Consider the following 25,047-nt stretch of genomic DNA (forward strand, 5'->3'; position numbering starts at 1 on the left):
AGGCTCAATTCAAAATTCGGAATATCTGCCAACAACTGATCTTCATTTGATAGTCGCTTTTTCGCAAAAATCATTACTGTTATGAAGATTAAATAATATAAATCAATTCATCATGTTCCGTTTTCAGGATCGTATTTAAGTCATCCCAAACTTCATCAGGAAATGAATACTCTGATAGGTTGCGAACTTCTATACCATAGGCTACCTTTGGTTTTTCAATTCTGTACAAAGATAATAACGCTCCGTCCTTAGCAAAGGATCGGTAAGATCGTAAAAAATCGGGCGATATAGATGGAATACTCGCCTTTACTTTTCGACGCCAAAAACCAGTACTCCGTTCCTTTTCACGAATTAAACTATTAAATACATTGGCAACCAATAAATCCGAATCACTTAAATGACGAAAATAAATTTTTGTCATCTTCTCTTGATCTGAAGAATAATAGACAAATCTATTTTGTAATTTGTTAAAAAATGCAGACGTAATCGGTTCTTTTTTATGACTTATGTAAAGCAATTCTCCTTGTTCCATTGGTGTCAGATGATCTAGCCTCTTTTCGTCCATAAAATCAACCCAACACAATTCCTTTGACTCTGCTGATTTTTTCACAAAACGAGGAACTTCATCTTCCAAGACATATTCAAATTGTGTATGCATATTAAAAGAACCGTCTTCATAGGAATGTTTTAATAACAGTAAGTGATGCAGTGGTTCAAGTGCAGCCACAAATTGCGGGAATTTTAACCCGCTAAAAATGACAAATTTATCTACATCATTCATATGAACATAAATATGATACATAAAATCATCAGCTGACTTTAATTTTTTAGCCACAACCATCACCCCATTCTTCACTACATTATAAGTCTAAACATGATTTTTTTGAAACATTTTATGTTAATTGTCGTCCCAACTATATGCACAGGCATAAAAGTATTTTTTGCGTTATAATAGGAATGTTAAACATGCATTTGCATATTAATTTAAGATTACTCAATGAGTACAAGTATTGCTGAAAATTCCATTGACAATGTTCAAAGCAAGTTGCAAGCTTATCAATAGATATGAGTTATCTCATACACTCTACTGGTCAATAGCTCTCTTCTTTGAACAATTATAAACGAAATTGGAAGATTCGCATCATATTTACTCATATTGAGATACTATTTTAATTTAGGTGGCTTTTATGGAAAATAAACGAAATTTCGCAAACCGTTTTGACTGGACCCTCGCTTTTATTCTTTTCACTTTTCTAGTCATCAGTTTGTTAGCTATTGCATCTGCCCAGACATCGGGTCAATATGGCATTAACTACGTACCTAAACAAATGCAATGGTATGTTATTGGTGCAGTAATTATTGGCATCGTCATGTTTTTTGAGCCAGATCAATATAAAAAAATGTCATGGTATATGTATGGAGCAGGGATTGCCTTATTGGTACTGCTTATTTTTATGCCTGAAGGAGAAGGTCAAATCGGTGCACCCGTTAATGGTGCTAAAAGCTGGTATCATACGCCGATTGGAAATATTCAGCCTTCTGAGTTTATGAAAACTTTTTACATTTTAGCACTAGCACGACTAATCAGTAAGCATCATGAAGTTTATTCGTTAAAATCAGTAAAAACGGACTTCCTACTACTAGGGAAAATTGGTATCACACTCATCATACCATTGGCTATCATTATGAAGCAGCCTGACCTTGGTTCTGCTCTTGTATTCTTTGCGATTACTGCTGCTCTTATCATCGTAGCCGGAATTTCTTGGAAAATCATTCTGCCGACCTTTTTAGGTGGAGTGGTAGCAGGTGGCACCCTACTGTGGATGGCACTTTATATGCAGGATTTCCTAGAAAAAACGTTCGGCTTAAAGGCTTATCAATTTGCTCGAATTTATTCTTGGCTAGACCCCTATTCCTATTCATCTAGCGAAGGCTATCATTTAATAACATCGTTAAATGCTATTGGGTCAGGAGAGATCTTTGGTAAGGGGTTCCGAAATCGAGAGGTATATGTAGCAGAAAACCATACCGATTTCATTTTTACTGTTATCGGTGAAGAATGGGGCTTTATTGGCGCTAGTATTGTTATTTGTGTTTTCTTCTTATTAATTTATCACTTAACAAAGACAACGCTCTTATTGAAAGATCCATTCTCAACATATGTTTGTGCAGGTATTATTGCCATGATTACTTTCCACGTCTTCGAAAATATAGGCATGACTATTCAGTTATTACCAATTACAGGTATTCCGCTTCCGTTCATTAGTTACGGAGGAAGTTCTTTAATGGGCAATGCTTTAGCCATTGGGCTAGTCTTTAGTATGCGGTTCCATTATCGAACGTACATGTTTACGACACATGATGAAGATGAATAAATATAGAAAAAGGGAAGTCTCGCGCATTGAGACTTCCCTTTTCCTATTGTAAACGAGTTAAGCTTGAACTTGCGGAGTCTGCGTTGGTGGTGTTAGCACTTTTAAAAGTTCTAGTCGAGACTTTGTTACAGTGGCTGTTACACCCAACTTAGATAAATTCGAAACAATCTTTTTCAAATCTACTTCTTTCCTCATACATTCCACCTCAATCTTTCCTCGATTTTATATAACGTTTTAGGGAACAAAAAAGTTTCATTTTTCTACGAGTAAGATGTCTGACAAATTTATCATACCATTTAACTTACATATAAAATTTTTCATTTTTGTTACATTGTAAATTATTTATACCACCAAACACTTATAAAATAACCACAATCACTATATTTTATTCATCTTCAATTAATAACTATCTCCACCATGTTTCTCCATCCGTATTCTTGTCATCGTAAGAGCAAGAAGGGTAGAATGTACATAGTGAAATATTGTATGAAAGCAGGGAACTGTATGAAAAAGGCAATTTTATTATTGATGTCTGTTCAATTTCTCGTTTACCTAGGATTTGGCATTATTATTCCTGTCTTACCTGAGGTGATTGTGCAGCAAAATTGGAATGATCTCCACGTCGGTGGTTTACTAACCGTATATTCACTTGCAAGTTTCTTTACAGCACCATTTTGGGGCATGCTATCAGATAAGATAGGTCGTAAACAACTAATCTTAACAGGTCTGGTTGGTTTTAGCCTTAGTTTTGTTATTTTTTCATTATTTATAGATAACCTAGCTATTTTGTATGTCTCACGCATTGTAGGTGGTTTATTCTCAGGAGCATTGTATACAGCAGTAACAGGATTTATCGCAGATATGTCCAGTGAAGAGGATCGTAATAAATATATGGGCTTTATGGGCATGTCCATTGGTCTTGGCTTTATTTTTGGTCCAGCAATCGGTGGGGTGCTAGGCCATTATAGTTTGCAATTACCATTTATCGCATCCGCATCATTAATTGCACTATTATTTATTTATGCAAGTTTCGTCTTAAAAGAACCTGAAAAACGGAAAGATTCAACTAAACGTGCTATTGTACCAAAAGGCGCTAGCAAGATGCTACAGTACCGTGTGCGTTACTTATTTATGTTTTCATTTTTAGTAACCTTTATGCTAGCGGGTGTTGAGGCTACTTTCCAACTATTCCAAATCGAAAAGATTCATATTACACCATTACAAATTGGATATTTATTTATGTTTAGTGGTTTCGTTGATGCAGCCATTCAAGGTGGCGTTGTTCGACGTATAAAAAATGGCAGCGAAACAACATGGTTAATCGGTGCTCAAATTGTAACAGCAATCGGTATGCTATTATTCACACTCACAGCTAATCTTTTTATCGCTGGTCTAGCCCTATGTGTCTTTACAGCTGGTAATGCACTTGCTAGAACGTGTGTGGTATCGCTCTCCTCGAAAGAATCTGGAGGACAATATGGAACTGCCGCAGGTCTTTCCTATTCAATGGATAACTTAGGACGTATTCTTGGTCCACTATTTTTCACTTGGTTATTTACGATGCAAGCAAGTCTCGGGTACTATATATCGGCAGCAATAGCCATTCTTTCGATAAGTTTGATTTTTATCTATAAGGCTTCCAGTAAATCATTGCGTTTTGAATAGATTCTCACTATACCGTAACTTGTTATACTTTAAAGACCTAGAGAGATATTCGGAGGGTTTGCATGAACAAAGCAACAAATTTTTTACTTCCTAAAGAGCTAGAAGCTTTTCGCTCAGAAATCGAAGACACGCTACTTTCAACAATCATTATTCAGCCATACCAACGTTCAACTACGTTAACTGAAAGTAAATTTGCTGGCGAACCCTATCTCCCCTCTTTTCAAACCTATCCAAAAGATTTAACAGGGGAGCCAATGAGATTATTAGCTCAAATTAATTTTGCCGAAATCCCACCACTACTAGGTTTTCCTTCAAGGGGATTACTGCAGTTTTTTATTTCAGCCAATACTTTTAAAACTACTACTGTCAATTATTACGAAGACATTTTTCAGCAATTTTATAAAGTAAGATTTTATCCAACTGTTAATGACAGTACAGCCCACTCCCAACAGGCACACTTTTCTATACCGACTACATTAGATGGCTTCCCTATTCGTCAGGAATTAGCTTTACAATTTCAGCTAACACAGGAACCCATTTCTGCACTAGATTATCGAGCACAACGTCACCTTCCCTTCCTCCTATCCTCCCAGATGGATGATGTGCAAGAGATTTATTTGCAACACTTCCTAGGAGCGGGAGCTAAAATTGGTGGCTATGCTTATTATTTAAATGAGGATATTCATCAAGAGTCCTTGCTACTTCAGCGCTATAATGTCTTATTATTACAAATTGACTCTCATGATGAATTAGGAATTATGTGGGCAGATTGTGGTGTTGGCAAGTTTTTTATTAACCGAGAAAAGCTTCTTCGAAAGGATTTTTCCGATATTTTATTTCAATGGGAAAATTACTAACGAAAACATGCGGATTATCCCTTACGAATCGAAGAGATAATCCTTTTCCTACCTAGCTAGATTTCATATCTTCTTTCTTCTTTTGAAGTAGGCTATACTTATGTATGTTGTTAACAATAGTAAAGGCAGGTGTAGGAATGAGCATTTTTACAGACATAGAATATTTAGTCCCTTTAACCTTGTTTTTTAATATTTTATTAGCCATGACCATCATTTTTTTAGAACGTAAAGATGCTACCTCTACATGGGCATGGATTCTTGTATTATTTTTCTTGCCATTAGTTGGATTTATTTTGTACTTATTACTTGGAAGGCAGTTACGAAGAAAGCATTTATTTCGTTGGGAAGGGCGTAAGGATATCGGGATAGATAACCTCATTAGCTATCAAATGGAAGCCATTCGCAGTGAAACATTTGAGTTTCGCATTGCAAACGCAGAAAATTATCAAGAAATGATTTATATGCACCTTAGAACAAACAATGCGGTATTAACACAGGACAACCATTTAGATATTTTCGATGATGGTGCCAATAAATTTGAACAACTCCTAAAAGATATTGAAGCAGCTAAAGATCATATCCACATTCAGTATTATATTTTCCGTCTAGATGACTTAGGTACACGTATCGTGAATGCACTGATTAAAAAAGCAAAACAAGGTGTCAAGGTACGTCTACTCTATGATGAGATGGGCTCACGTAATGTAAAAAAGCGTCATTTTAAAGAATTGCTGAATGCTGGAGGTGAAGTAGAGGTTTTCTTCCCATCCATTTTGCCACTTCTCAATCCCCGTCTAAATTTTAGGAATCACCGTAAAATTGTTGTCATTGATGGTCGAATTGGCTATATTGGTGGCTTTAATGTCGGTGATGAATATCTTGGGCTACAAAAAAAATTCGGTTATTGGAGAGACACTCACTTGCGAATTGAAGGAAGTGCGGTGCATCCACTGCAAACTCGCTTTTTACTCGATTGGAATCAAGCAAGTGCACAGCAGAAAATGGGCTACTCTGATCGCTACTTCCCTGCTATCCCGCAAAAGGGTGATGTTGGCTTACAGATTGTTTCAAGTGGACCAGACTCAGACTGGGAACAAATTAAGATTGGTTATTTAAAACTTATTAATATGGCGAAAAAATATATTTATATTCAAACACCTTATTTTATCCCAGATGTAAGCTTCTTAGACGCCATTAAAATCGCAACATTGTCGGGCATTGATGTGCGCATTATGATTCCTAACAAACCTGACCATATGTTCGTTTATTGGGCTACTTATTCCTATGCCGGTCAGTTATTACGTGCAGGAGCGAAAGTCTACATTTATGAAAAAGGCTTTATCCATGCCAAAACCATTATTATTGATGACGAGGCATCGACTGTCGGAACAGCTAATATCGATGTCCGAAGTTTCAGTCTGAATTTTGAAGTCAATGCCTTCATCTATGATGCAAACATATCGCACCAACTTGCAGAGCTATTTGAAAAGGATATTTTTGATTGTACGGAATTAACATGGGAAATGTATAAAAACCGCTCAGCACTTATTAAATTTAAAGAATCCATTTCACGTTTATTAACGCCTATTTTATAAAAATAAAAAGGAAGAGAGCCTGTTCATAGTGAACCGCATCTCTTCCCTTTTTATTTCACTCCTAAATATTCTTCCAACGTAATATTTTGCTTTGTAATCTCTTTTGCAATATCTTTGCCTACATAACGATAATGCCAAGATTCATACATATAACCTGTAATATCTTCTTTATTTTGTGGGAAACGTAAAATAAAACCATACTCTTGAGCATGCGCAAATAGCCATTGTCCTGCTGGCGTTTCTCCAAATTCTGCTGTCAGCCATACATCCTCTTTTCCACGCTCTCCTATATCAAACGCTAAGCCTGTTTGGTGTTCGGAATAGCCTGGTCGAGCACTGTATCGATCTGCTGCTGCTTGTCCATCACGTTTTACATAGTTATCATAAAGTTTTGTTTGATATTCAAAAGAACGATACCCACTAAATGCAACTAAATCAAATCCTTGTTGCTTGGCGGCAGCTAACATCTGATTTAGAGCTTGTCGTGCCTCTGGATTTTCTTCAGGTGCAAAGGTAGAAGGAAGTGGATATATTTTATTTGCTAGCAAAATACCATTTATGTAGGTTGGTTCAGTAGGTAATGTTTGATTTGGTAGATAACCGTTTTCGTCAGGTTGCTGCTCTGATTCTGCAGGTGTTTCAGGTGTATTGTCTGGCTCCTCTGTTACAGAAGAGTCTTTCTCTGTAGAGTCGTTTGTTTCTGTTGTTTTTGGTTGCTCATCAGTCGCACTATTTACTTGATCATTTTTATAGTTATAGACTACAAAAATAGCTGCGATTAACGCGATAGAAATCAAAGCACCTATGATGAGCGGAAGACGATTGTTTTTCACTATTTATGCCCCTTTTAAAATATCAGGTACAACAAGGATATTGCTCTGAAAACATGCCATCCTGAAAATACCCATTTTTTTGTATTACTCGTTATAATCTTATTTTAGCACTGTTCACATTTTCAGGTGTGAATTTCCCATGTAAATATTTATTTAGTCTGTTAGAACAATGACAAATACTGCTATTGAAGCAATAGCAAAAAAGATTGCCATATACTTCATCCACTTTGCTTCTTTTACATAGCCCTGCTCTGCAAAACTTTTAGCTCTAAACCCATTTGATAAAGCGAACATAATCGTCATCGCAAGTACGGCAAAATTAAATTTCCCTATAATAATAAATACGAGTGCCGCAATACTAAAAATTGCAACAAGAATAGATGCTAGCCACTTTCTGTTCATCTTGCTGACCTCCTAAAAAAGTCGAGGCAACAGAGGCGCCTCGACATTGTTTAATTTATTTTTTTGCTTTTTCGGGATGCTCCGAATAATATTTACGCCCAATATATGTTTGAATAATCAATAATGCACCGCTGACAGACCAATACAGAGGTAGCGCTGCCATAGAAGACATTGAGATAAAGACAATCATAATTGGTGAAATATAAATAAACATTTTCATTTGAGCCTTTTGTTGCTCAGGTACAGTCCATAATGATACACGCGCTTGGACTAAGTAAACAATCCCTGCAATAATGGTCATAACGATATCAGGTGACCCTAAACTAAACCATAAAAACTCATGTGATTTTACATCCGCAGAATACAAAATCGAGAAATAAAGTCCCATAATAATTGGCATTTGAATTAACATCGGTAAGCAACCCATGTTAAGTGGATTAATGCCATGCTTTTGATAGAGAGCCATCATTTCTTGTTGATATTGTGTTTGCTCTTCTTTTGTCTTAGCTTCCTTCATTTTTTTCTGAACGGCTTCCATTTCAGGCTTGAACGCATCCATTTTCGTTTTCATCAATTGCTGCTGACGATAGTTTTTTAACATAATCGGCATTAGAACTAAACGAATTAGAACCGTGATCGCAATGATTGCTAAACCATAGCTTCCTGAAAAGATATCATTCCCGAAAAACTCCAGTAAAAATTCCATAGGTTTTACAAAGATACTATAGAAAAAACCTTCTTTGTTTTGCACTGCTTGACAGCCACTAAGCACAAAAACTGCTAGACCAAGCATTGAAAAGAGTTTCAAATTTTTCATTTTTCCACCTACTATAATTTATCAACTACTGTGAAGTATACCTTATAGGCTCTACCTTTATCAAATAGCAAGTGCTACTAATTTAGACCGCAGTTGTTCGTAAAAAAGGTGCGAGCTTTAGCCATGCTAAACGTTCGCACCTTTTCACATCTTATGCTCAAAATTTAAACATTCTGTAATTCAGTCTCTGCCATTTCAAAACGATAAAATTCATGATGAAGTTCATCTCTGAAATGCTTTGGTGTAACACCTGTATATTTTTTAAAAATACGAGTGAAATAACTTTGGTTACAGAAATGGAACTGATCTGAGATAGATGTAATACTTTTATTTGTATGTCGTAAGTAGTATTGTGATTCTTCTACACGTCGAACATTTAAATACTCAACTAATGTAATACCTACATGTTCTCTGAAAATACGTGATAAGTGACTAGTACTGATATGAAAGTTATTAGCGATACTTTCTACAGTTAAATCATTCTCAAGTTCATCATTTATATACATAATTACTTTGTTGACCGTCTGATGTCGGAAAGTCGGTTGTTTGCGATCTGCAATAAAGTAAACAAAGAAATCAATTAAATCATCCGCAAATTGTAAAAACTCTGCGTCTTTCATCTGATTTTCTATCATATCGTTACAAGCAATATTAAAAGCAAAGGCTTTTTTCGAAGGTACTTGATTGTCCAGCAGTTTACGGGCAACAATTGATGATAAAACGGAAAAATAACTTCGAACAATTTTAATGACCTGCTTACCAAAACGGATTGAAAGAATATCAATTAACTCATGCAAAGACTTTTTCGCTTTGGTAGATTCTAAATGGTAAATTTCAAATATTAATTTCGACTCAATATTAAAAAATTCTTCGACACCGATATATTGATTAATATTATCGATTTCTTGGAAGTATCTTTTGGATATCGTTTCTGACATAGAATGTTGATGTAGTTGCATAATCTTCCCCATCTTTCCTCAGAGTGCACGAATTGCATGACAAAATCTGACACCAATCCCAACGAATTAAAAATAAGAAAATAGTATTTGCTTATTCAATATAAGAACTGAGTCCTATTTCACAATTTTTTATTAAAAATAACTCAAAAATAACCCAACTAAAACACCAAATCTAAAAAAAATAGACTATACAGTGGATTTTACCATATTCTGCGATTTCCTTTCAACCACATTTTACTTGCTACTCTAGTTCTAATTTATCACATACGCATAGTAGAAACCTCGTAAACTTATTCCTAACAATTAGATTTTACCATATACCTATTAAAAAAAATTAGTCATTATATAAATTTATTTACAAATTATACAAGACATCTTACACCATTTTAATGAGTCAATCGACATTTTTCTATTTTATTCCTAAATCTTCTCTATATAATTTATATGGATATGTAGTAAAATAGATGATAATACTATTTTTAAAAGTTTAGACGAGGTGTTTAAAGTGGATCCAAAACAAATAGAAGAAATAATGGAGATAATTAAGGAGTTCTTCCCTGAGAATACATCCATTGCTATCTCTGATACAAATGAATATTTGTATTACCAGCCAAGCAAAAAAGTTGATTTAAAAATTAAGCCGGGTGATCCGATTAAAGAAGGTTCAGCCGCACACAAAGCACTTAGCTATGGTCAAAAAATCAGCTCATACATCGAACCTGATGTTTTTGGTGTCGCTTACTATGGAATGAGTATTCCTTTAATGGAGGAAGGCGAAACTAAAGGAGCTATTACTGCTATCTTCCCGCAAAAACCATCAGCATTCTTAACAAATTATATTACCATCAAAATTGATGATTGCTGGTACCCAATCAAACATGATCAAGTGATTTATTTAGAAACTCAACTCCGTAAAACATTTGTTAAAACAATGACTCGTGAAGGTTATCACCGTTTGAACCTAAGTGATCTAGAGCTATTTTTAGCACCTGACTCATTTATTCGTTGTCACCGCTCTTATATCGTTAACATTGACTTCATCGATGAAATTCAACCAGATTCACACTCAACGTTTTTATTAATTATGAAAGATGGTACGCGCATTCCGGTTAGCCAACGCTATGCAAGCTACTTCCGTCGTTCTCTAGGTTTTTAATATGGACAGACAGCGAGCAATTTTATGAATTGTTCGCTGTTCTTTTTTGCGTTAAAAGAGACCACTTCTCTCCCCTCCATTAACAATTTTGACACAGTTTTTAATGTAGAAATTTTCTAATTTTATACAACTCTACAATAAAACGTTTTCTCTGTCGAAAAATCATCTTAATGCTCGATTTTCCTTTTTTTACTCAATTTAATGCTAATTCTAAAGTTTTTGTGACAATTTGGTGATAGTATTATTCAAATGGTTGGAGTCATACTACAACTGAATAAACAGAAAATTCTCAAATGTTTTTTCTAGTTTTGTAATCGGTTTCCATCAAAATTATTTAGGGGAGGATTTTTTTATGGATGCAAATGTTCAAAAACGCCTAGGTTTAAAAGAACTTGAGAGTAAAATTGTTACTGCTGAAGAAGCAGCAGCACTTATTTCTAACGGTGATGTAGTTGGGATGAGCGGTTTTACTCGTGCTGGGGACGCAAAAGTTGTGCCAATGGCATTAGTTGAGCGCGCGAAAAATGAAGAATTCAAGATTGATGTATATACAGGTGCATCATTAGGACCAGAAGTAGATAAGTACTTAGCAGAAGCTGGTGCAATTCGTAAACGTGGACCATTCCAAGGGGACGCAGGTATCCGTAATTTAATTAATTCTGGAGATGTCTTATATGTAGATGCTCATCTTTCTCATAACGCTGAGCTAGTACGTCAAGGAATTATCGGGCCAATTAAATATCTAATTCTTGAAGCTGTTGCAATTACTGAAGATGGATTAATCATTCCAACAAACTCTGTAGGTAACTCACCAATTTTTGCAGAATATGCAGAAAATATTATTATCGAGTTAAACATTTCTCACCCAGAAGCTTTAATTGGTATCCACGATATTTATGTTCCAGGTGAACAAGGTAATCGTGAAGCAATTCCAATGACCAATGCTATGCAACGCATTGGTGAAATCGGTATCAAAGTTGATCCAGCTAAAATTAAAGCAATTGTTATTTCTGAAGAGCCAGATGCCCCTTCATTAATCGTTCCACCAGATGAAGAAACACAAACAATGGCTAACATTTTATTAAACTTCTTCAGTGATGAAATTAAAGCAGGTCGTCTAACAAAACAATTAATGCCTTTACAATCTGGTGTCGGTTCTGTAGCAAACGCTGTACTAGATGGTTTCGCAGATTCTGAATTCGAAGATCTCATTGTGGCATCAGAAGTACTGCAAGATGCAGTATTTAACCTGATTGATGCAGGCAAAGTTAAATTTGCTGCTGCTACTTCCATTACACTGACTGAGGAATTACAGAAGAAAGTATACGGCAATTTAGAAAAATATGCCGATAAAATTTGCTTACGTTCACAAGAAATTTCTAACCACCCAGAACTTATACGTCGTTTGGGACTAATCTCAATTAATACGGCTTTAGAGTTAGATATCTATGGTAACGTTAACTCTACACATGTATCTGGAACACGTATGATGAACGGTATCGGTGGTTCAGGAGACTTTGCACGTAACGCACGTCTTGGTATTTTTGTTACAAAATCATATGCAAAAGGTGGAGCTATTTCATCGATTGTGCCAATGGTTTCTCATGTTGACCACACTGAGCATGATGTGGATGTAATTGTAACAGAGCAAGGTATTGCTGACTTACGTGGTCTTGCACCAAAAGAGCGTGTACCTTTAATTATTGAAAACTGTGCACATCCAGATTACAAAGAACAATTATGGGATTACTACAACCGTGCAGTTGAGGCAACAGGTAACCACCAAACGCCTCATCTTTTAGAGGAAGCACTTTCTTGGCATGTAAATCTTGCTAAAAACAAAACAATGAAAAAAGAAGTTGTAAAAGCTTAATTTCTTAATTTTTGGACGTCTAATAAGTCAAAACTTATTGGGCGTCCTTTTGTATTGGAAATGTTATAATAGAACTACGAATCTAACTTACTATAATGTTCTATTTCATCGGAGGAGCTATGAAGAAATTTATCTATGTAATTATTTTCTTTTCGTTTTTCGACCTTTTTACCCAGCTTCCTGTTATGAGTACATATGCTGAATCTTTAGGAGCATCAGCATTTCTAACTGGTCTAGCAGTGGGTATGTATTCACTTTCCAATACATTTGGTAATATCATTTCAGGCTTTTTAACAGATCGTAAAGGACCTTTTATCATACTAATTGTTGGTCTTTTCACAACAGGTTTATCGTTAACACTATATAATTTAATAGAGGAGCCAATCGCACTATTAATTGTACGTTTTATCCATGGACTTGTTGCAGGCTTCATTGTTCCTGCTGCCTTCACATTTTTAGCAAATGCTACTGAGCAAGAAAAAAGAGGTAAGGGCAGTGCTATTTCTGGTGCATTTGTTGGTATTGCTGCCATTATAGGCCCTGCTTTTAGTGGTATTTTAGCAAGTCGAACAAGTGTCCCATTTGTTTTCAATATCACGGCAAGCTTTATGCTGCTATTAGGCATTCTTGCGTTCTTTCTACTGAAAGCAAACCAAGTAAAAAAAGAGAAAGCAGAACCGAATACATATATTCCGATAAGGGTCTTTTTTAAGAACACGGGAACATTAAAAGCCTTTTTAGGAGCCTTCTTCTTAATGTTTTCTCAAGGTGTCATTGCTTATCTACTTCCGCTCAAAGTCCAATCTTTAGGCTATGACTCTCGTTTAAGCGGTACTTTAATGAGCACATTTGGTATAATTGCTGTTCTTGTTTTTCTTTTACCAACGAACCGCATTTTTGATAAGGTTGATCCTCTGAAAACATTGTCTGTTGGTATAGGGTTAATGGGCATAAGTCAATTATTAATTAGTCAAGCTGATTCTAACACTTTACTTTATATAGCGATGGCTTGTTATGGCGTCGGTTTCGGTTTCCTATTCCCTTCAGTCAATTCCTTACTAATTGACTCTACAACTGCTGAAGTACGAGGAAAAGCGTATGGTTATTTTTATGCATTTTTCTCTCTTGGCGTCGTTTTAGGCTCTTCTTTATTAGGCTGGCTGTCACTTGGTACAATTAGCGGCTTTATATTTACTGGAATCGTCCTTTTGCTCTTTGCAGGAGCGATCCTTATTTCACACAAAAGACCTTCTCATGCTTAAATGAGAAGGTTTTGTTTTTATTTTTCTTTTTCTTGAATTTCTTCGTTATAGAAATGGACACCTGTATGTCCTCCACCCTCTGCTACCATTTCATTCGAAGCAATTTTAGTTGGAGATGTGCCCGCCTCTGTTGCTACCTCTGTTGAAACTCGTTCTGTAATTCTGTCATCCATATTAGGTCCAGATGTGAGATACGTTTCGAATTTAGCTTTCATACTATTAAACATCGTTAGTGCTTTATCACGATTCTCTTTTTTACTTAAGTAAGATGCTGCTAATCCCGCTAAACCTGCAAGGACAACACCTGTTCCTTTTCGTTTTGCCATGATCTATGACCTCCTAAAAATATAAAAACTAGCTCTGTAATATAGTTTTTCCCTAATCTTAGAAGAATAAACATTATTTTTTTATAACTTCTAGCATATATATAAATGTAAGACTTATACTTGCTTTTTTATCTAGTAATGATACTGCTATTCAATACAATTCGTCTCGTTTTTATTGCGGACAATCACACTCCATCTCCTACCAAAACTCAACTTGAAAACCTTCTATTTTTTCATTCAACATAATTTTGTAACTATTTATGATTATAAAAGGCAAGTAAAGGGAATTAATGAATTAATACTAAAAATAGGAGAGTGGTTAGGATGAAAGAATTCGATTTAGCTTATGATTGGATAGATATGGCTGCATTACTAGGTGGAGCTAGCTTCTTAACGGTATTAATTTATAGTGTCACTCTACTGTAAGGAGCTGCTTACATGATTTGCTCTGGCAATTAAAAGGCAATCCGCTTAATCAAAAGCAGATTGCCTTATTTTTATTGTTTCACGTCATTATATGCATCTGATTTTTCAAATGCGGCTACAACATAGGAACAAACGGCCTCCATTTTATAACCCTTTTCACGTGCATACGATGCTGCTTGATCGAGTAATTGTTTGGCCACACCTTGACCACGGAGCTTATCTGATACATATGTGTGATCCATTACCATTACTGAGCCATTTTGCTGCCAAGTAATTTCTGCGAGTTTTTCCCCTTCTTGCTCATTCAAAAATGCATATTGATTTTCCGCTAGTTGCTGTAATTGGAATTCCATTTCTCACCACTCCTTTTTTTCATAGTACCATAGCTTTTTATATTTTCACAAAATTTGTGTACTCTTTGTGTTATGCAAAAAAATCTGAACACCCACTCTAGCATACTGAGTAGGTATTACAGATTTTTTTAACGACTATAAAACTTTAGCTAAACCATGAAGAAATGGTATCTTTTAGATTTGCGAAGAAACTTTTCACACTTTCCCAGAAACCTTTATCTTCCATGAGTGAGCCGAATTTTTCTTGGATTGTGTTACTAATATCATTTAACTGTTCAGACCATTTACTAAAATCAATGTCTAGCTTACTGATTTTATTCATTAAATCTACTAGCAATTGACGGTCCTTTTCACTTAAATTAATTTCAAGTTTGTTTAATTGCTCTTGTACAATTTTTTCTACTTCTTCACGTGTTGCTGGCTTCAATTCCGCAATTTGCTTTTTAATTTCTGTCAGTAATTCTGCAACCTTAGCATCATCTACCCCTGCAGATTCTGCAATAGATGTAGCCACTGATAATTCTTCGTTGGCAACATCGGTACGCTCAATATCAAGCGTTTCGCCTGTTGTAACTTCATATGCCTTGTAAATACCTACTAGCGCTGAATGTCCCGTAACAGCTTTTGGCGCAGCTACTTGTACCGTTGCATCTTGAATTCCTGCCGTAAGCATCGCATTCGCGTACATTTCAGAAGTTACCTGCGTAATATTAGATGGCGTTACAATCTCTATAACTAAACCTTTCCCCGTATCTCTACGTGTAATTTTCGCAGAAGAATACATACGAGAGCTTGAATTACTATCTTTAATGTATTTTACTAGATCCTCACCAGACACAGTAATTTCTTCGATTTCAGGTTCTTCACTTACTTTTAATGATTTTTTGACGGATTCTTTTTCAGCCTCAGATAAATTTGCTCCATATACGACGATAGGTACGCCCAATTTTTCATCAATTGCTTTTGGAGGCGTATTATCAGATGCAAACCCTGTTGCTGGTGCCATCACTCCAAATACCAACATTGTAGCTGTTAGTATTTTAATCCATGTTTTTTTCAAATCATGTGACCCCTTTCGCTAAAACATCTATTAGCCTGTATAATGTATGCCACTATACAATTATTAGTACGAAAAAAAGACGAGAAGGTTTCAGATGTCTCTCGTCACTTTTTCTGTGGTAATGCAATTCTAGCAAGTGAATTTTCCACTAAACTTCTTCAGTCCAACCGTCTTGTTGCTTTATTTTACCAGCCTTCATGAGTGTTCCTAGTGCACGTTTAAATGCCCCTTTACTCATATTGAACATTTCTTGAACCTCTTCAGGAGATGATTTATCACCAAATGGCATTTTGCCGCCCACATCTTGTAGATAAGTCAATATTTGCTGTGCATCATTTGAAAGTCGTTCATGCTTTCTTGGTAAAAGGGAGCCATTCATCGAACCATCCTCTTTTACGTCGATAATCCGTACAACTACATCTTGTCCTAATCGAGGCTCTGCATTGCGCTCTGATTCATGAACAAAAATACGGTAAGGCGCTTCTACCCCTAGTAAAAATGTGCCAACTGGTAACAAACGATATGGACGTGCCTGAATGTTTTTATTGTGCATATCTTCTAGTGCACCTTCATATAGTTCTGTCACTTTTTCTTCCGTTGCCAAACGTCCAAATAAATCACCATTTCGATCCGTGCGCAAAGTCATAAATACATGGTCACCTGGTTCTGGCCACAACTCTTTTACTGCTGGTAAATCCTCTGCTCTTACTAAAACCTCACGAGATGTACCAATATCTACAAAAGCACCTTCACGTTCAACTACTTTCAAGACACGAGCCCAGCCATATTCTCCTTGAGTAAAAGCTGGAATAGCCGTTGTAGCAGCCAAATCACCACGACGATCTACAAATAAAAATACTTCAAGGCGATCACCTACTGCTAGTGGCTCTGTTACCTCTGAAGCATTTAAAGGGAGTTCTTCCACTCCATTTGTTAAAATCCATTTCGATGCTTGTTGCTCTAATACCGTTAATGTAACAACTTCACCTGATTGTAATGCGTTCATATTGTCTTCCTTTCCTTCACACCATCATTTTAAAGATTATGCTGTGTCTTAGATGCCTCTAATTTTTTCACGATGTCTGGATTCTCTTCCATTACTTGCACAAGATCTGCAATACGATCGATTGAATTCCAACTTAAATGATGTTCAATTCCCTCAACATCATCATAAATACGCTCTTCATCCACACCAATCATTCGTAAAAACTGCTCGAGCAATTCATGGCGCTGCACAAGACGCTTGCCAAGCTTTTCTCCTTTAGGCGTCAATGTCAGTCCACGGTATTTTTCATAAACTAAATAACCATCTTTATCTAATTTTTGAACCATTTTTGTAACAGAAGAAGGAAGTACAGATAATGCTTCAGCAATGTCAGACACACGCGCATATCCTTTGTTGGCGATTAATAAATATATTTGTTCGATATGGTCTTCCATACTAGGTGTTGGCATATCCTTTTCCCTCTCTTTCCTTTTCTTACTCTCTAGTTTACTACAAGCTTGGCTTAAAAGTTAACTGAAAATACATATGTCAGAAAAACACTTCTTCTCCAACTTAAAAAGAGCCTCTTCTATTAAGAAGTAGGCTCTACTTTGTGTCGAGGATACTTATTTACCACATGTAACGCATGAATAATCTCTTTGTTGATGCGCTCAATACTTTCAGGAGTATTCATTTCTTTAAATGCCTCATCTCTGGCTTCCATAGATGTAACATACTTACTTGGCAATGCATTTAGTGTAAGTGCCACCGTGTCGAATTCACAGATTTCGCATTTACAAAATGTTTGATATTCTGGTCCTCGTAGTAAAAAGCTTACTAAACCACGCACAATCTCTTCTGTAACATTTACTAAAATAGGATCTGACATATTCAAACTTTCGCCTCATTTATATTTAATTGTTACATTACTCCTGAAACTATAATAGCCTTTTAAAAATGCTTTTTCAAGAATCCCTAGTAGCATCTATTCGCATAAAATTCATAGCGTTAGAGTGAGATTAATTTCCTACCTTATTTTACATAACTACACCTTACATACTATTTTTTTGCTCTAATTAGTCTTAAAGAATTAAATACAACTAATAGCGTAGCACCCATATCCGCAAAAATTGCTATCCATAATGTCAGCCATCCTGGAATGACAAGCAACAACGCAATTAATTTTAAAACTAGGGCAAATATAATATTCTCTTTAATGATGCGTAATGTTTTTCTGCTCAAGCCAATGGTATACGGAAGTTTGGTTAGATCGTCACCCATTAAGGCAATATCCGCCGTCTCAAGAGCTGCATCTGTTCCTGCTCCACCCATGGCAATTCCTACATTTGCAGTTGCTAATGCTGGTGCATCGTTTACCCCGTCCCCAACCATCGCTACAGCACCAAATTGTGCACGTAAATCCTTAATCGCCATTAATTTTTCCTCTGGTAATAAACCAGCGCGCACATCTGTCATCTTTAATGAAGTAGCAATAGCTTGTGCTGTGGGTTCTGCATCACCTGTTAACATCACCATATGCTTTACTTTCAAGGCATTTAATTTTTGTAATACGTCCTTACTTTCATGGCGCAATTGATCAGCAATTCCAATAAGCCCAATAAATTGGCTATTCGAAACAGCTGCTATTACTGTTTTACCCTGTTCTTGCAATTTTTTAACTTGATTTTCAATTTTTTTATCTACAGTAGTTAATGTCACTATCCATTTCATACTGCCTACATAAATAATCTGATTGTCTACTGTAGCATACGCACCCTTACCTGTTACTGATTGGAAATCTGTTGGTACTAACTCTGGTAAATTTTTATCATGCGATTTTTTTAAAATAGCTTTAGCCAAAGGATGCTGAGACTGCTTTTCTACTGCTGCAACTAGTTGTAATACATAGTCCTCTGAGCAATTATCTGTTGTCACAATATCCGTTACTGCTGGTTGTCCCTCAGTTAATGTACCTGTTTTATCAAAGGCTACAGCTTCAATATGTCCTAATTGTTCTAAATGAACACCGCCTTTAATAAGTACACCTTGCCTTGCAGCATTCCCAATTGCAGTTACAATGGCAACTGGTGTAGAGACAACAAGTGCACAAGGACATCCTACAACTAAAACAGCTAAACCTTGGTAAATCCAGTGCTGCCAGTCACCTACTAATAATGGTGGAATAACAGCTACTAGAAAAGCAATAATCATGATGGCTGGTGTGTAATATTTTGCAAAGCGATCAACAAATTGCTGAGAAGGTGCTTTTTCTGCCTGTGCTTCTTCTACCAGATGAATAATTTTGGCAATGGTTGTGTCTTCCACACGCTTTGTCACACGTACTTCGAGCGCACCCTCTTCATTAAGAGTCCCAGCAAATACTTCATCATTTACTGTTTTATTAACAGGAATCGATTCACCTGTAATGGCTGCTTGGTTGACTGCAGACAACCCGCTAATCACAATCCCATCCATCGCAATCTTTTGCCCTGGCTTGACAATTAAAATATCACCTATCTCAATGTCTTCTGTTGGTAGTTCCATCTCATGGAAGTGTTCTCCGTGAGCTCTTTTAATAATAGCTGTTGGTGGAGCTATATCCATTAACTGACGGATGGACTGACGAGCTTTATCCATTGAATACGCTTCAAGCGCCTCACTCACAGCGAATAAAAAGACGACAACAGCCGCTTCTTCCCATTCGCCAATAATAGCAGCGCCAATAATGGCAATCGTCATAAGCGTTTTCATATCAAATTCAAAGCGAGCTAGATTTCGGAAGCCTATTTTAAAAATGCCAACTCCACCCACAAGGATCGCTAATATGAACATCGCTATCGGTAGCGGATGTGATTCCTCTAGCATACTAACAAATAGATAACCTAAAATAACAAAAAGCAAAGATATACCAGCTAGAACATTCTCTTTTTTACGGTAAAAAGGGGTAGCATTGTCAAGTGTTCTTGCTGCTGATTGGGTAACCTTAATGCCATCAAAGGCACCTGCTTCTTCAATTTGATCGACACTAATAGGGCCGATTACAGTAATTTTAGAAGCGCCAAAATTAACTTGTGCATCCTGTACAGCAGGTATAGCCTTTACATTCTTCTCAAATTTCGCCGCACAGCTGGCGCAGGATAGATTTTGTAGCCTGTATTCTTGTTTAGTTGGTGTCGCTGCCATTGGCAATCCCCTCTTTCGCATGTTCATAGGCAATTGTTACAATTTGGTATATATGCTCATCTGCTAAAGAATAATACATTTGCTTTCCTATACGGTGTGATCTGGCTAAATTATTTTCTTTTAAATATCGTAAATGATGGGATGCTGTCGCTACTGATGACCCAATAATAGTTGCAACATCACAAACACATAATTCATCTTCTACTGTTAAGGCATAGGCAATTTTAAGTCTTGTTTCATCAGATAATGCTTTTAAAAATTTTGCTACACCTGACAAATCAGGCATTTGTTGTTGTACCTTCGTGACCGCTTCTTCATGTACATGCGTCACCTCACATATTTCTTTTGGCATTTTCTCACCTCATTCAAATATTCGTTTGATTGTAATCAATATAACATATTATTCCATCATATTCAAACGAATATTTGAATGTTAATGATCTATATCATTGTAATTTTTAATAAAAAAAGTTAGCGCACTTATTATGTACGCTAACCTTTTTATTACTGCGCCTTTAATTGTAATGTTTTTCCTTTTATATCTTCTTGTTTCACAAACGTTTGATGATAATCACCATTCGCCCAATCAAGCACTTGATCCTGGTACCAATCAGACTTTACGTGCCCGCTCTGACCAGGACCAACAATATGATAGGCTGAGCTTAAATCCCCTACATCTACCACAAAACGCCAAGATGCACCATGATTTACATTACCAGCTAAATCATTATCTGCTGCTTGTACAGTAACCTTCGATCCCCCGATTGGAACCTTTTCAGCATTAAAGTAAGCGGCAAGAATTGGTGAGGCACTACCCAATGTATGATCAAACGTAAGCTGATGGTAATCACCCCATTGCCACTTCGCTGCATTTTTGCCGAATTGATCTTGTAATTGTGCAATTGTCAGCTCAAATGCCTTATAAACTGTCTCATCCACACCACCCTGCTCCTCAATCCAAATGCTTTTCTCTCCTGCATACGCTGTACGTAAGAGTTGGTCTGTAATATTAAACTTCCCATACATGATGTCATACATATCTTCAGGCATTTGATCCTTAAACAACACTTCCTGTAACTTAATCATAAGTGTATGGAAGACAAGGGGTACACCTGATTCCTTTGCATCTACCATATCCCAATCCTCTAACATAGCAATAATCTCTGTGTACTGACCATCCTGCTCTTTCGCTTTTATAGATGTTAATAAATCGGGTAGAAACTCTCTTGCATAAAGATTATGCTGATCCATTTGCAAATCCATCATATCTTCTACTGTAATTTCATCATTTGCCTCTAGCACTTCTTTAATTCTCTCGAAACGATAAGGCTGCGCCCAGAAATCCGTGATGTGATAAGGATAGTCCTCTCCAATGACTTGGTTATTCGCCGTTGCAATAAAGCCTTCCTTTGGATTCACTACAGTCGGTAGTTTATCCCAAGGAATAAAATCTTCCCAGCCATAGTCACTAGAATCACCTGGCACTGGTAATTGTCCATCACCTTGCTTACGAATAGGTATTTGACCATTAGCTTTATAGGCAATTGTGCCATCCTTTGAGGCAAAAACAAAGTTTTGAGCTGGTGCCTTAAAATCTTCTAATGCTTTTTCAAAGTCCTCCCAAGATTTTGCCTTATTAAACCCAAGCACCGCTCTCAATTCCGCTGTAGGTTGAAGCGCTGTCCATTGCATCGAAAATTGTGCTGTGGGCTCAGTATCCTTAAAAGCTAAATCTGTCATAATAGGGCCGTGACGCGTGACAACGACGTCAAAATCTACCGTTTCACCATCCTTCACCTTGATTGGCTCATCACGTACCTCCGCTTGCTCCCACTGACCATCATAGCGGAATTGTGTTGGGTCATCCGGATTTGGTATTTCAATATATAGATCCTGTACATCTGGCCCCACATTCGTAACACCCCAGGCAATTTCATCATTATGACCTAAAATAATACCTGGAATTCCTGCAAAAATAACACCACTGACATTTTGTTGTGGGGATTGTAGGTGCATTTGATACCAAATAGAAGGTGTACTTAACCCTAAATGTGGGTCATCTGCTAAAATCGGTTTTCCAGATTTCGTTTTATCCCCAGAAACAACCCAGTTATTACTACCATTAAATTCATTTGGTAATAAATCTGCACTAAACTGCCCTGCCACTGCTACAGGAGTTTGGATATTGGCCTCGATAATGGACGAAGCATTTTCAGGATATTTAATAAATAATTCCTTCGCCTTTGCTTCATCAAAGTTTTGTAATGCCCAGTGACGGAAGGCTAATGTATTCCAATTCCCGCCCAAATCATAAGCCATATATTTACCTATCGTTAAGGAATCAACAACCGTCCATTCCTCAGGTTCATAGCCTAACAAAGCAAATTCATAGCTTAAGGTATTGTTTTCCTTCGCCTGTGCTATAAAAGCATTTACCCCTTCAGCATACCATTCTAGTACTTGCTTACTTTCTTCATCATAAGCTGCTAATGATTTCTCCGCCGCATCACGTAAACTGAACGTACGGAAGTGCTTGTCCGTATTAACGGTTGCTTCCCCAATGATTTCAGATAATCGACCACTTGCCTGTCTTCGTGCTAAATCCATTTGAAACAGTCGATCTTGCGCTTGGACATAACCTTGTGCACGATACAGATCGGCATCTGTTTCAGCCAAAATATGCGGAACCCCTTTATCATCCCTTGTAACCGTCACATCCTGATCCAGAATACTAACAACTAGCTCACCATCAACTACTGGCTTGGATTTATTCATAAACCATGTAAATCCAATAAAAGTCACAACAGCCAAAGCAGCTAATACCCCAGCAAAAACAATGAGCCACTTTTTCCACCTAAACTTTCTCTTTCCCACTGCATAACCCCCTCTTTGCACTATATTCACGTTTTACCTTCCCAAACCCGTTTTAACGAGCAAATTTTTTAGCGAATTTCCGTATGTTATGTATAAAAAATCTTCTTTAAATACAAAATTTTATATCAATTCGCTATTAAAATAGTATAAACAATAAGAATTTTGAAGGCTACTGAACCGTTTTGAAAAATCATATTTTCCTATAGAGGAAGATATGACTTTATATGAGAAGGTTATCTTGTGTTGGTTTCATAGATTTCGGCTTACAGTCTCCTATTTTATGAGCGCTTCGATGCTACCCTTTAGTGGTTCCCTCAACTCTTTGCTTTCACTTTTGAGCGAAGCAACCCCTATTAATTTTCTAGAACAACCATAAAAAAATCGTATTTTCTCTATGAAAATACGTCAGACTGTAGACAAAAGCCCATCGAGAAGTTCACTCTCGATGGGCTTTTGTCATTTTTCTTCCTATTTTATTTTTAACATTTGGTAATATACTACCAAATTCAACATACTCTTCGAGCTTAGTTGCTCTCTTAAGCTACTTGCCACGTCCAAGTAGCCAGTTTCTTCAAATTCATGGCAGCAAAAGTAAGCATCGCCTGCATGGACAATTTTTTTAGACCTCTTAAGGTTGTCCATCGCATACCATGCTTTTCTTTTGCATCGGCAAAGACACGCTCAATCGTTTCTTTGCGCTTTGCATAAATCTGTTTGATGTCATAGGAATGGCGTAAATGTTCAGCTTCCTCCACATACGACTCCCAAATATGGCGTTGAATGAGTTTTTGATGATGCTTACTTTCTGTACATTGGGAAAGGCTTGGACACTTCGCACAAATCAAAGGATTCGATTTATATTGGCGATATCCTTCCTTCGTCGTTGTCGCATACTTCAATATCTGCCCTTGTGGGCAAAGATAACAATTATAGTGCTCGTCATATGTATACTCGTGCTTTCGGAAGAATCCATCTTTCGTTTTAGGACGTGTATACGGAAGAACAGGCAACATTTGATTCTCTAACAAAAAGTTCGTAATCGCTGGTGTTTTATAGGCTGCATCTGCCGCAACGGCGATTGGTTTTTGAACGTTTTGAATGACCCTTTCCACAAGTGGCTGTAATACATGGCTATCGTGCACATTTCCCGGAGTCACAATGGTACCTAAGACAAAGCCTTTTTCGTCTGTGGCTGCATGGAAAGAATACGCAAACTGTTTCGTACGTTCATCCTTCACGTAATAGCCACTTTCAGGATCTGTCGTGCTTTCCTTTATTTCTTTCCATTCTTCTTTTTCAAATTTCTCCGGGGGAAAGGGCTTTTTTCCGTGTTCTTCACGATCCATATTTAACTCTAATTGAAGTTTCTCTTCATAAGCCCGTGTTTCTTTTCGCACGACCTTTTTATCATACTTCCGTTTATTCGCACTCGCTTTCACATGCGTGGAATCGATAAATAAATGGTCTGCATGGAGGAGTCCCTGATGCATAATCTCTTTTAATATACGATAGAAAATCTGTTCAAATATATCGGTGTCATGAAAGCGACGGGCATAATTTTTACCGAAGGTAGAGAAATGCGGGACTTCTGTATGGAAGCCAAATCCTAAAAACCAACGATACGCCATATTCGTTTCAATTTCTTTGATCGTTTGACGCATGGAGCGAATGCCAAAAACATATTGAATAAACGTCATTTTAAAGAGAACAACAGGATCAATACTTGGACGCCCATTAGGTGAATAGAGATGTTCTACTAAAGGATAGATAAATGAAAAATCAATAGCAGCCTCTAGTTTTCGCACTAAATGATCGTTGGGAACTAATTGATCAATCGTTAACATTTCTAATTGTTCACGTTCATTGGTATGATTTTTCGTCATCATGGTTGATCACCTCAAAAGTTTACTTTTTATCAATAGATGAATAAGGAATTCTTTATGTAGAAGTTGATTGGAACGAAGGGCGGCGACTCCTGCGGGAAAAGCGGGAAAGTCGAGATCCTGGACTGAGCGAAGCGAGGGAAGCAGCTCGACCCCGCCCGCG

At 36.8% G+C, this 25,047-nt stretch carries 23 protein-coding genes; 7 read left to right on the top strand and 16 right to left on the bottom strand.

Annotated elements, in window-relative coordinates; genetic code table 11:
* Positions 1-88 precede the first annotated feature (88 nt).
* The gene (locus MHI22_RS13790) at positions 89-841 is read right to left on the bottom strand and encodes a hypothetical protein (RefSeq protein WP_036119163.1); all 753 of its coding nucleotides are present in this window, start codon (positions 839-841) and stop codon (positions 89-91) included.
* A 346-nt stretch (positions 842-1,187) separates the two neighbouring features.
* Here MHI22_RS13790 and MHI22_RS13795 point away from each other — a divergent pair, with 346 nt between their 5' ends.
* Positions 1,188-2,375 carry an FtsW/RodA/SpoVE family cell cycle protein gene (locus MHI22_RS13795; RefSeq protein WP_036119166.1) on the top strand — a complete coding sequence of 396 codons (1,188 nt, stop codon included), beginning with the start codon at positions 1,188-1,190 and terminating at the stop codon, positions 2,373-2,375.
* A gap of 57 nt (positions 2,376-2,432) precedes the next feature.
* On the opposite strand, the gene MHI22_RS13800 is transcribed toward MHI22_RS13795, so the two are convergent.
* The gene (locus MHI22_RS13800; protein ID WP_164908744.1) at positions 2,433-2,570 is read right to left on the bottom strand and encodes an Lmo0850 family protein; all 138 of its coding nucleotides are present in this window, start codon (positions 2,568-2,570) and stop codon (positions 2,433-2,435) included.
* 309 nt (positions 2,571-2,879) lie between these two features.
* Here MHI22_RS13800 and MHI22_RS13805 point away from each other — a divergent pair, with 309 nt between their 5' ends.
* From MHI22_RS13805 to cls, 3 genes are all read left to right on the top strand, one after another.
* A complete protein-coding gene (locus MHI22_RS13805; protein WP_058844749.1) occupies positions 2,880-4,040 on the top strand; it encodes an MFS transporter in 1,161 nt (386 codons plus the stop codon).
* Between the two features lie 62 nt (positions 4,041-4,102).
* Complete coding sequence (locus MHI22_RS13810; protein ID WP_058844728.1) at positions 4,103-4,897, top strand: YwqG family protein; 795 nt, start codon at positions 4,103-4,105, stop codon at positions 4,895-4,897.
* Positions 4,898-5,034: 137 nt separating this feature from the next.
* A complete protein-coding gene (gene cls / locus MHI22_RS13815; RefSeq protein ID WP_036119229.1) occupies positions 5,035-6,492 on the top strand; it encodes a cardiolipin synthase in 1,458 nt (485 codons plus the stop codon).
* A gap of 50 nt (positions 6,493-6,542) precedes the next feature.
* Here the strand turns inward: cls and MHI22_RS13820 are convergent, their stop codons facing one another.
* The 4 genes from MHI22_RS13820 to MHI22_RS13835 all read right to left on the bottom strand — a co-directional run bounded on the left by MHI22_RS13820 (position 6,543) and on the right by MHI22_RS13835 (position 9,503).
* A complete protein-coding gene (locus tag MHI22_RS13820) occupies positions 6,543-7,325 on the bottom strand; it encodes a M15 family metallopeptidase (RefSeq protein WP_036119172.1) in 783 nt (260 codons plus the stop codon).
* 153 nt (positions 7,326-7,478) lie between these two features.
* A complete protein-coding gene (locus MHI22_RS13825; protein WP_058844729.1) occupies positions 7,479-7,727 on the bottom strand; it encodes a hypothetical protein in 249 nt (82 codons plus the stop codon).
* A 55-nt stretch (positions 7,728-7,782) separates the two neighbouring features.
* Complete coding sequence (gene yidC, locus MHI22_RS13830) at positions 7,783-8,544, bottom strand: membrane protein insertase YidC (RefSeq protein WP_036119178.1); 762 nt, start codon at positions 8,542-8,544, stop codon at positions 7,783-7,785.
* A 164-nt stretch (positions 8,545-8,708) separates the two neighbouring features.
* A complete protein-coding gene (locus MHI22_RS13835) occupies positions 8,709-9,503 on the bottom strand; it encodes a helix-turn-helix transcriptional regulator (protein ID WP_036119181.1) in 795 nt (264 codons plus the stop codon).
* Positions 9,504-10,008: 505 nt separating this feature from the next.
* Here MHI22_RS13835 and MHI22_RS13840 point away from each other — a divergent pair.
* From MHI22_RS13840 to MHI22_RS13850, 3 genes are all read left to right on the top strand, one after another.
* A complete protein-coding gene (locus tag MHI22_RS13840) occupies positions 10,009-10,659 on the top strand; it encodes a LytTR family DNA-binding domain-containing protein (RefSeq protein ID WP_036119184.1) in 651 nt (216 codons plus the stop codon).
* A gap of 352 nt (positions 10,660-11,011) precedes the next feature.
* Positions 11,012-12,532: a succinate CoA transferase gene (locus tag MHI22_RS13845; protein ID WP_036119187.1), complete on the top strand. Its 1,521-nt coding sequence runs from the start codon at positions 11,012-11,014 to the stop codon at positions 12,530-12,532.
* Positions 12,533-12,651: 119 nt separating this feature from the next.
* Positions 12,652-13,794 carry an MFS transporter gene (locus tag MHI22_RS13850; protein ID WP_036119191.1) on the top strand — a complete coding sequence of 381 codons (1,143 nt, stop codon included), beginning with the start codon at positions 12,652-12,654 and terminating at the stop codon, positions 13,792-13,794.
* Between the two features lie 17 nt (positions 13,795-13,811).
* Here the strand turns inward: MHI22_RS13850 and MHI22_RS13855 are convergent, their stop codons facing one another.
* The 10 genes from MHI22_RS13855 to MHI22_RS13900 all read right to left on the bottom strand — a co-directional run bounded on the left by MHI22_RS13855 (position 13,812) and on the right by MHI22_RS13900 (position 24,887).
* Positions 13,812-14,120 carry a hypothetical protein gene (locus MHI22_RS13855; protein ID WP_036119194.1) on the bottom strand — a complete coding sequence of 103 codons (309 nt, stop codon included), beginning with the start codon at positions 14,118-14,120 and terminating at the stop codon, positions 13,812-13,814.
* A 497-nt stretch (positions 14,121-14,617) separates the two neighbouring features.
* Positions 14,618-14,899 (bottom strand): GNAT family N-acetyltransferase, encoded by a 282-nt coding sequence (locus tag MHI22_RS13860; RefSeq protein WP_036119196.1) that lies wholly within the window; start codon positions 14,897-14,899, stop codon positions 14,618-14,620.
* Positions 14,900-15,044: 145 nt separating this feature from the next.
* The gene (locus MHI22_RS13865; RefSeq protein WP_340812238.1) at positions 15,045-15,959 is read right to left on the bottom strand and encodes a DUF1002 domain-containing protein; all 915 of its coding nucleotides are present in this window, start codon (positions 15,957-15,959) and stop codon (positions 15,045-15,047) included.
* 148 nt (positions 15,960-16,107) lie between these two features.
* Positions 16,108-16,965, bottom strand: a complete 858-nt coding sequence (locus MHI22_RS13870) for a CvfB family protein (protein ID WP_036119203.1) — start codon at positions 16,963-16,965, stop codon at positions 16,108-16,110.
* 29 nt (positions 16,966-16,994) lie between these two features.
* Entirely contained in the window at positions 16,995-17,414 is a 420-nt protein-coding gene (gene mntR / locus MHI22_RS13875) for a transcriptional regulator MntR (RefSeq protein ID WP_036119205.1), read from the bottom strand.
* 122 nt (positions 17,415-17,536) lie between these two features.
* Complete coding sequence (locus MHI22_RS13880; RefSeq protein ID WP_369802788.1) at positions 17,537-17,833, bottom strand: late competence development ComFB family protein; 297 nt, start codon at positions 17,831-17,833, stop codon at positions 17,537-17,539.
* Between the two features lie 170 nt (positions 17,834-18,003).
* On the bottom strand, positions 18,004-20,127 hold the full coding sequence (locus tag MHI22_RS13885) for a heavy metal translocating P-type ATPase (protein WP_271911138.1): 2,124 nt from the start codon (positions 20,125-20,127) through the stop codon (positions 18,004-18,006).
* A complete protein-coding gene (locus MHI22_RS13890; RefSeq protein WP_036119214.1) occupies positions 20,108-20,479 on the bottom strand; it encodes an ArsR/SmtB family transcription factor in 372 nt (123 codons plus the stop codon). Before MHI22_RS13890 ends, MHI22_RS13885 begins: the two co-directional genes overlap by 20 nt.
* 152 nt (positions 20,480-20,631) lie before the next feature.
* Positions 20,632-23,001: a penicillin acylase family protein gene (locus MHI22_RS13895; protein ID WP_340812241.1), complete on the bottom strand. Its 2,370-nt coding sequence runs from the start codon at positions 22,999-23,001 to the stop codon at positions 20,632-20,634.
* A 536-nt stretch (positions 23,002-23,537) separates the two neighbouring features.
* Positions 23,538-24,887, bottom strand: a complete 1,350-nt coding sequence (locus MHI22_RS13900; RefSeq protein WP_340812243.1) for an IS1182-like element ISBsp5 family transposase — start codon at positions 24,885-24,887, stop codon at positions 23,538-23,540.
* Positions 24,888-25,047: the final 160 nt, after the last annotated feature.

The organism is Lysinibacillus sp. FSL L8-0312 (assembly GCF_038003285.1).
GTDB classification, from domain to species: domain Bacteria; phylum Bacillota; class Bacilli; order Bacillales_A; family Planococcaceae; genus Lysinibacillus; species Lysinibacillus fusiformis_D.